At 57.6% G+C, this 9222-nt stretch carries 7 protein-coding genes; 2 read left to right on the top strand and 5 right to left on the bottom strand.

Annotation, left to right across the window (positions count from 1 at the left end; translation table 11 throughout):
- Positions 1–123: 123 nt before the first annotated feature.
- From VGE80_RS17475 to VGE80_RS17485, 3 genes are all read right to left on the bottom strand, one after another.
- The gene (locus VGE80_RS17475) at positions 124–1254 is read right to left on the bottom strand and encodes a Nif3-like dinuclear metal center hexameric protein (RefSeq protein WP_440593558.1); all 1131 of its coding nucleotides are present in this window, start codon (positions 1252–1254) and stop codon (positions 124–126) included.
- A 74-nt stretch (positions 1255–1328) separates the two neighbouring features.
- The gene (locus VGE80_RS17480; RefSeq protein WP_440593559.1) at positions 1329–2090 is read right to left on the bottom strand and encodes an SDR family oxidoreductase; all 762 of its coding nucleotides are present in this window, start codon (positions 2088–2090) and stop codon (positions 1329–1331) included.
- A gap of 125 nt (positions 2091–2215) precedes the next feature.
- Entirely contained in the window at positions 2216–2554 is a 339-nt protein-coding gene (locus VGE80_RS17485; protein ID WP_440593560.1) for a hypothetical protein, read from the bottom strand.
- A gap of 387 nt (positions 2555–2941) precedes the next feature.
- Here VGE80_RS17485 and VGE80_RS17490 point away from each other — a divergent pair, with 387 nt between their 5' ends.
- Positions 2942–4087 carry a DUF1501 domain-containing protein gene (locus VGE80_RS17490; protein ID WP_440593561.1) on the top strand — a complete coding sequence of 382 codons (1146 nt, stop codon included), beginning with the start codon at positions 2942–2944 and terminating at the stop codon, positions 4085–4087.
- 80 nt (positions 4088–4167) lie between these two features.
- On the opposite strand, the gene VGE80_RS17495 is transcribed toward VGE80_RS17490, so the two are convergent.
- Positions 4168–5118 carry a PIG-L deacetylase family protein gene (locus VGE80_RS17495; RefSeq protein ID WP_440593562.1) on the bottom strand — a complete coding sequence of 317 codons (951 nt, stop codon included), beginning with the start codon at positions 5116–5118 and terminating at the stop codon, positions 4168–4170.
- A 246-nt stretch (positions 5119–5364) separates the two neighbouring features.
- A complete protein-coding gene (locus VGE80_RS17500) occupies positions 5365–7185 on the bottom strand; it encodes a carbon starvation CstA family protein (protein ID WP_397571884.1) in 1821 nt (606 codons plus the stop codon).
- A 488-nt stretch (positions 7186–7673) separates the two neighbouring features.
- Between VGE80_RS17500 and VGE80_RS17505 the strand changes: the two genes are divergently transcribed.
- The coding region (locus VGE80_RS17505; protein WP_440593563.1) for a DUF1549 domain-containing protein at positions 7674–9222 on the top strand (1549 nt) is incomplete at its 3' end.

A 9222-nucleotide genomic window follows, 5' to 3' on the forward strand; every position in this document is an offset into this window, starting at 1 on the left:
TGCAAAGGCGCACGGACGAACCGCTCGCGGATCGCTCAAGTCAGGTATCGTCCGCAACCGTCGTCAACTTGAAACAACTTCACCGTCTGGATCCGGTCGTGGTCCCGACTTCACTCCCCGACTTCACTCCCCGACTTCACTCGCGACGTGCAGAGAAGTGCGGATGGGATCGCACTCGACCCGACTCGGATCGACCTTCATCTCTGGAAAATGACTCTCCAGCCGTTTCGCAAGTGTTTCCATCGAAAAGCGTTCTGTCGCATAGTGTCCGGGCAGAATCATCCCGACTCCCAGATCGCGCGCCTCCAGGCACGAATGGAAGCGGGCTTCCCCGGTGAGAAACGCCTGGCATCCGACTCGGTGAGCGTCCCGCAGGAATTCGCCCGCAGCACCGCAAGCAATTCCCAGACGGGTGATCTGCATTCCGGGATCGCCCACGAACTGAATCTCTGGCTGCTTCAGTCGCTGGGCGATAAGACGCGTCAACTGTCCCAGTGTGACAGGTTCTGGGAAGGTTCCATACCGACCCGCCCCCGTTCCATCGGGAACGGGCTTGAGCGGAAAGACATCCACAGCCGGCTCTTCATACGGATGAGCTTTCCGCAAGGCGGCCAAGACCCTATCCAATTCATTCGCGCGACAGACAACCTCGACACGGGTTTCGTTGACTTGTTCCAGTTGACCCGATTTCCCGATGGCAGGATTGGTTGAGTCCAGCCCAAAAAATGTCCCGGTCCCCTGCAGGTTAAAACTGCACTGCTGGTAGTTCCCAATCACGCCCGCCCCGGCGTTCCACAGCGCCTGGCGGACTGGATCGACATCCGAAGGGGGCACGAACGTCACGACCTTGACCTGTTCCGGTCCGGTACGGGGACGCAGCGGTGCAATCTGAATCAGTTCCAGTAACTCGGCGAGCTGCTGATTGATACCAGTCGTCGCGTTGTCCCAGGCCGTGTGGGGTGAATAGACGGCGATCCCATTCTGCAGGAGTGTCAGCAGCAACCGTCCCTCGGGCCTGGCCATCGTGATTTGCTTCACCGGTTTGAACATGATGGGATGATGCGTCACCACCAGTTGAGCCCCCGCACTGACCGCCTCGTCCGCGACATCATTGGTGAGTGTCAAACAAGTGATCGCGCGGCTGACGGGCTGGGACTCATCTCCAAGCAGCAGCCCGACATTGTCCCACTCTTCCGCCAATGACAGGGGCGCGATCTGCTTCAACACCTTGCAGACATCGTGAACAGTCGTCATTGAATTCCTCTACCAATCACTTCAAACAGTCCCGGGGTGGTCCAGGCAGAACAACCCCGCCGTCGCAAACCCTGTTAACGCGAAAGCCAGCCACCGTCGATGGCGACGGTGCTTCCGTGCATGTAGTTGGAGGCGTCGGATGCGAGAAACACACAGAGCCCTGCCAGTTCATCGGGCTGCCCCCACCGCCCTGCCGGAATACGGTCAAGAATTTGCGGGCCGCGAATCGGATCGTCCTGCAGGACGTGAGAGAGCGTCGTCTCAAAGTACCCGGGACAGATGCAATTGACGTTAATCCCCTGCCGCGACCACGAGTTGGCCAGAGACTTGGTCAGCCCGGCCAGAGCATGCTTGGCCGCGGCATAGGCTGGAATGTTCAGGCCTCCCTGAAAAGTCATGACAGAGCCGATGTTGATGATCTTTCCCCGGCCCCGGGCCAGCATCGGTTTGGACGCTTGCTGTGCCAGATCAAATGAGGCATGAAGATGCACTTCCAGAAGCTGGTGCCATTCGGAAAGTGGATACTCTTCGGGGGGGTGTCGGTGTGAGTTCCCAGCATTATTAACGAGAATATCGAGTCGTTCCGTTTTTTCGATGATTCGGTCAATCAGCCCCACTCGATCGGAGGGCTGCCCGAGATCCGCGGGAAATGACCAGAACTGACGACCCGCGTCGCAAACCAGCTTTTCTGTCTCGGGCAGTTCACCGGATCGGCTAACCCCGACGATGTCGGCCCCAGCCTCTGCAAGCCCCAGCGCCATCGCCTGTCCCAGCCCCCTGCTGGCTCCCGTGACCAGTGCGACTCGCCCATCCAGTTTGAATAAATCAAGGATCATTGGTGTCTCAGTTCCTGAAAAGTCTGGCTCAATCGCGTTACGTCGTCTGACCGCGAGACTGCGGCTGACTGGCTCCACGCGGGAACTGCCCGCAACAGGTCCGGACTGTAACGATTGCGACGTCGTTATACAGCGCCCGCTGAGACATTAGCCGCTTTGCGGCGAATCGAACTTTCCCAGATCGAAGCAATAATCCCATACACCAGCACAATCCCCGCCTCCATCGCAAAGACAGGGAGGGTGAGATCCTGATTCATTTGCTCCGGTGCTTGATTCATGTGCGTCAGCCCCCATGCAAAACCAAGGAGAAATCCTGACACCAGAGTCAGCGGCAGCGCTGTGATCAAGAAGCCCCCTAACCATCGATATTGCGGATGAGCCACCCCCTTCTTGCCCAGCCCTTTTCCCCTCACGAGAAAGAGAATTCCAACAACGAAAATCGCAACCTGAGCACCCAGAAGCATGTCAGACCTTTCATTTCGAGCCCGATTTCCTGAGCCGGGATGAGATGAGCCAGCACTCCGCCAGAACTGTACGAGTGTGCGGCGACAGCAGTGCCCCGTCAATTGAGCCACATCCAATCAGGCCTGCCGGCGGGAATCACGTTCCCCCCACAACCTGGTTGGAGCGACTGAAAGAATCGGTGCGATCGACAGGTTCAGCATGCGACGCCTGTCCGCCGGTCACTTGCGTCCCCACGGCCTTGCAAGTCAGGAACGACGGGTCAGCACTCCGTCGCCGTGCCGATGAATGTGATGCCGTATCTCTCTACCCCGTTCGGCGGTACATTATCATTCGGAAGCAGAAGCATGATCGCTTTTTGGAACTGGGGCCGGAAAAGGAAAACTCGCATGTCAACGACCGAAAACAGCACCGACGTCGACGGTGTTTCGCGTCGTGATTTCCTGCGCGCAGGAGGATTGGGTGTGGTCGGGCTCTCAGGCGCTTCACTGGCCGCCTCTTTCACCGCCGCTTCCAACCGCCGGGCTATCCTGATCATGATGACCGGCGGAGTCAGCCAACTCGAGACATTCGATCCCAAGCCCGAAGCCCCTGCGTCCGTCCGGGGACCGTTTAAATCAATCGAAACAGCAGTGCCGGGTCTTCGTTTTAGTGAATCCCTGCCAGGATTGGCCCAGCGTGCCAACCGCCTGACGGTCATTCGATCACTGACTCACGACGCCGCCCCCATTCACGAGACGGGGATGCAGATTCTGCAGACGGGCCGCCTGTCGATGAACGGCCTCGTGTTTCCTCACTGGGGAAGTCTCGTCGCAAGTCGAATTCCAGGTCGTAACGGTGTTTCAACGAACGTCATCCTGCCGGGCCTGATCTCCGAAACGGGTGTGTCGGCTTACCGGGGCCAACAGTCAGGAATCCTGGGGACGGAATGGGAACCGGATCTCGTCACCAGTGACCCGGCCGATGAACCCGAGTCGATCCGCCGGATGTACGGCCATTCCGAGTTCGGCAATCTGCTGCTGAAAGCCCGGCAGCAGATTGAACAGGGAACCCGCTGCGTCACCGTGAATCTGTTTGATTCGCTCAAAGACCGAATCACATGGGACTGCCATGGTGACAAAAGCTGCAGCCCGGCGACTTTGTTCGACTATCAGGCCAAACTTTGTCCCGAGTTCGATCAGGCGATGTCAGGCCTGCTGGACGACCTGGCGCAGCGAGGTCTCCTGGATGACACCCTCGTCATCGCCACGGGTGAGTTCGGTCGAACGCCTTACGTGAACGAAAACATGGGTCGCGACCACTGGACCGGTTGCTGGTCGGGAATCGTGGCTGGTGGAAAGGTCTCTGGCGGAAAAGTAATCGGTAGCAGCAATGCATCTGCTGCCGAACCGACCGAACGTCCCGTCGACCCCGGCGAGTTAACGGCTACGTTGCTGCAATGGTGTGGAGTCGACGGAATGTCGCATCACTTCCAGGCGGGTGGCCAGGAACTGCATCTGGTTCCCCACGCCCCCCTGACTGAGCTTTGGAACTAAATTCTCGTTGCCGCTCATGGGGCTTCATTTCTCATCCCGAGAGATCAGCCCTGCCGGCCCGCAGAGTTCCCCCTTCAGCCCTATTCATCAAAGAACGGAAACAACTGCTTCAATTCCGCCGCAGTCGGTTTTCGCCCGTACTCACACAGTTCAAACGTCTCGGCGTACTTGACCGCTTTACCCTTCTCTTCTCCATAAAGCTGAACCAGCACATCACGGTATCGATCGGCTTCTCGAGTCTGGCGATCGTGCCAGCGTTGTTTGAGCCAACCTTTCCGGCCAGCAACGTCATTGGCAGGAGGAACTGACCGAACGAACTCTTCACTGCCGCTGGCTCCTCCTTCGTAGACCTGTGACTCCAGTTCATGCAGCGAGTCAATCTTCAGACTGAAAACATCATCGATGGCCACCGCAACGTCGGGCCGAAACGGGTATGGCTTTTGAAAGCCGTCACTGGAATAAAGGAAAACGGGGTTCTTCGTCAGATGGGGCGTGTCAGGACAGAAAAAGGGAACAGTGACCATGAAGGCGGCATCCTGAACGAGAATTCCGACATAACGATGGTCAGGGTGGTAGTCCCACGGCCGATGCGAAATGACAATATCCGCCTTCCATTCGCGAATGATCCGGGTGATCAGACGGCGGTTCTCAAGAGTCGGCTCGAGTTCCCCATCGTGAATATCCAAAACCTGTGAAGTGACGCCAAGCTTCTTCGCAGCAGCAGCGGACTCGGCAGCACGGCGCAGTGCCAGCGGCCCCCCGGCCATCTGCCAGTGCCCGATGTCTCCGTTGGTGACAGAGAAGAGCTTCACATGATGACCTGACTTAGCCCACTTCGCCGCCGTTCCCCCTGTCTTGAACTCGGCATCGTCAGGGTGCGCACCGAAGACCACGATCCGCAGCTTGCCATCTTCGGGGGGCAAACTGCGCTCGCTACCGAATGATGCCGATACGAAGCAAAGGACAATCCCGAGCAGCATTACGAGACAACCTGAGCGCGATAGTGGAAACGTGGAATACAGCTTAGCCATCAGATTTCTCCCAGATGCGAAGTGCGAGTGCGGGATTCGTCATTCCCTGTTTCGTCGAGAGATCGCAAAAATCAGCGTACCAGTCATGCGGTGATCACTTGAGATTGGGGCTGTCACGCAGCGTCAGGTGACCACGGCGTTAGAGGGGACTTGTGATTCCCTGAGCGGATCTCGGATTTCACCCATGAGCCGCTTCTCAACTTGTTCATCACCTTGTTGATCATCGGAAACCTTGAAAAGGCATTTCTAAGTGCCCGACCACGCTTTGACATCGTCCACGAGAGGGACGCCGCGCTGCTCATCCGTCTGGCCCTTGTCCCTTTGCGTCAAGGCGATGATCGCTTCGACGAGCATCGCCAACGCCAGGAAGAGCAGCAGCGTGGAAATACCGAGCAGGATATAAGTCGTCTGTTGAGGAGCCTGGGGACCGCTGAGTTGCCGCACGTATGCGTAGATCATACGTCCCAGCGCCCAGATGCTCATCGTATACATGAACACGGTTGGCAGTCCGACGGCAAACAGTACCCAGATCTCCCGCCGCGTCCGCCACAGCCACACCGTCACGCCGAGCAGTGACAGCGCCGCCAGCAACTGGTTACTGGCTCCAAACAAGGACCAGAAGATGCGCCACAGCGGTGCCGGTTTACCGTCCATTCCGTGGATGGTCTGCATGACGAAAAAGGCGGGGACCCCTGCCGTCAGAAGCGTACCCAACCAGCGGCCCTTTGCATCGTGCCAGCCAGTCAGCTCTTGAATAATGTACCGCCCCAGTCGAGTGCAGACATCGAGCGTGTCATAGACGAAGGTCGTAAACGCCATCAGTGCGAACGAGACGGTTAATTGACTCGAAAGATGGAAACCGGACCAACCCGTACGCCGCACGAATTCAGAAAATTGTTCCAGCAGGGCCCCGATCCCCTGGGCGTAAATCAGGTTTGGCTGCGGATTTTTCAGCAGCGACGCATCGCGTGAAAGAATCATGACACAACTGAGCGACACGATCGCCACCATCGCTTCCAGCAACATCGCACCATAGCCAATCAGTTTGGCATCGGTTTCGTATCTCAATTGTTTCGATGTAGTCCCCGAGGCAATTAGGGAGTGGAAACCAGAACAGGCGCCGCACGCGATCGTGATGAACAGGACGGGAAACAGGGTCTGCCCGTCAGGCGTGGTCCATGAGTTAAACATGGGATATTCGACCTTCGCCCCGCCGAACAGTAGTCCAATCGCTCCCGCCGCCAGCGCGACGTAGAGGAAATAGCCTCCCAGGTGTCCACGCGGTTGCAGCAGCAGCCACATGGGGACCACCGAGGCAATACAGCAGTAGACCAGCAGCAGAATATCCCACGTCTTGTGCGCCATCCGATCGTCGGCAGTGGGGACAAAGATACGCAGGATGTCCGTCATACTGACAGGCAGGTATTGTCCGGCCCAGATTGATACACCGACGAGCGGCAGAAAGATCAGCGTCGCCCAGCCAACCGAAAGCTTGGCATAGCGCATCAAAATCCCCATCACGATGGGAAGTGCCAGATACATTAATGACGACGAGGCGATCCCGGCTCCGGTAACCACATCTCCGTTCTCCAGCGTCTGTTCACCTATGAATGACGCCGCAGTGATGTCGGTGAAGGCGATAATGATGTAAACGAGCGCCAGCCAGACAAAACTGAGGAACAGCAGGAACGCGCGACGACTCATGTGGTCCCGCACCACTTCAGCAATGGATCTCGCCTTGTGTCGAATCGACGCGACCAGCGACGTGATGTCGTGCACACCGCCGATGAAGATCGAACCGACCAGAATCCAGATCAGTGCCGGCAGCCAGCCGAACCAGACTCCTGCCAGAATCGGTCCCACAATCGGCCCCGCGGCAGCGATGGCCGAAAAGTGTTGACTGAGCAGTTCATTCGGAGCCAGCGGCGCGTAGTCCAGATCGTCCTGCAGCTCGTACGCTGGCGTCGTGGCTTTGGGATCCAGTCGCAGCCACCGAACCAGGATGGGGCCGTAGGTCCAGTAAGCGAGTGAAAGAATCGCTGCACAAGCCAACACGATTACGAGCATACTCACGTCGTTGTCTCCACTTGTCACACGCAACCGCGTCTCAATCCCCACGACAGGATTGGCACCGGACTTCCTGTTATCCCTGTCGTGCAGTTTCTACCGAACTCAACCGTTACCGTGTTGCGAAATCTCTGGCCGTCACTCAGCCATCGCCCCATCCCGGCGGCGAATGAAAATCATCACTGCAATGCGCATGTGACAAAAGTCATTTCAAGCCAGTCCGTTCCGCAGTCCCGACGAAAACCGAGCGGTGAATTTCGAACAGTCAAGTAGATTAACACGACACGCGCCCACTCGCATCCGATTTTCACAGTTCGCCTTACGAGAAAATTGCCGCTGCTGTTCCCACCATCTCTACACTTCATTCACCGCCAGTTTCCTCCGGACCTGGTTCATTCGTGGGCCCAATTCATCAACCCCGGCTTACACGACAGCGGACGTTTGGTAGACTATCAGCCACAGTCCTGGTGGATTTGGAGAGCGATGGCATGAGATACGGTTTACTCGTCGGTTTGTTAGCGGTCGTGCTTCCTGCAGCCGGTGTAGCAGGGTCAGAAGAAATCCGTGACGAACGGGCGTTGGGTGAGTTCTTCGAGAAGTCGATTCGCCCACTTTTTGCCAAGCACTGTTACGACTGCCACTCGGTCGACACGGCAGCCGACAATGGCGAGTTGGCGCTGGACGGGCGTGTTGGCCTGACGGCGGGGGGCTCACGAGGTCTGCTTTTCGTTCCGGGCAAACCTGAAGAGAGTCTCCTGGTCACCGCACTCCGCTATTCCGATCCCCAGCTGCGAATGCCGCCCGAAGGAAAAATCTCGAGTGAAGAGATCGATCAGGTCGTCAAGTGGATCCAGATGGGGGCCTATATCCCTGACTACGGTTCTGCGGTCGCCATGAAAGAGAAACAGATTGATTGGGAGTCCGCGCGCAGCTTCTGGGCATTCCAGCCATTGTCGCGGCAGACTGCTCCTGCAATCGATTCGACCACCGACCTGCATCAGCCGATTGATGCATTCATCCGTTCCAGCCTGGCCTCGCAAAATCTGCAACCCAGCCCGGAAGCCGACAAACGGACCTTGATCCGCCGTCTCTGGTTCGATCTGCTCGGACTTCCCCCCACGCCGGAAGACGTTGCCGAGTTCGTTGCTGATGACCGTGTCGACGCGTACGAACGTCTCGTCGACCGCTTGCTGGCGTCGCCTCACTTCGGAGAACGCTGGGCACGTTACTGGCTGGATCTGGCCCGTTACACGGATGTTACCCCCTCGTGGCTGAAGAATGCCGACCAGGCGTGGCTCTATCGCGACTGGGTCGTTCAGGCACTCAACGCGGATCTTCCCTACGATCAGTTCGTCAAGCAGCAACTCGCCGCAGACCTGTATGAAGAAACTCCTCCTGAGGACTATGCTGCACTCGGTCTGCTCGGACTCAGCCCGACCTACTGGAAAGAACTGCAACTCGCCCCGGGAGTCATCGAAGTCATCGTTGCCGACGAATGGGACGAGCGGATTGATGCCGTGACTCGTACATTCCTGGGCCTGACTGTGGCCTGTGCCCGTTGTCACGATCATAAATTCGACCCAATCTCAGCTCGCGACTACTACGCCCTTGCCGGTGTCTTCGCCAGCACGCAACTGACAGATCGCCCCTTGCTCCCTTCACCCTTTGCGGAACAGGTGATCGCCGCCCGTGTCAAAGTGGGTGAACTGGAAGATCGCTTGAAAGCCGTCAAAGATAAGGAATCAGAGGAAGCGAAAAATCTGACCGCCGAAATCGAAGCGATCAGAAAATCAACGCCTCAATTCGACGCCCGCATGGCGCATACGGTTGAAGAGGCCAGCCTGTATGTCATGCCCGACGGACCGGACCGAACGAAGCTGGATGTCCGGAAAGGGCAACCTCGCGACCTGCCCGTATTCCGCCGGGGCAATCCCGGAAATCCCGGCGAGATCGTCCCCCGGCGCTTCCTGGAAGTCCTTTCCCCTTCCACCCCCACCCCATTCGTTAAAGGGAGCGGGCGACGTGAATTCGCCGAAG

The sequence above is a fragment of the Schlesneria sp. genome, assembly GCF_036405755.1.
GTDB classification, from domain to species: Bacteria; Planctomycetota; Planctomycetia; order Planctomycetales; family Planctomycetaceae; genus Schlesneria; species Schlesneria sphaerica.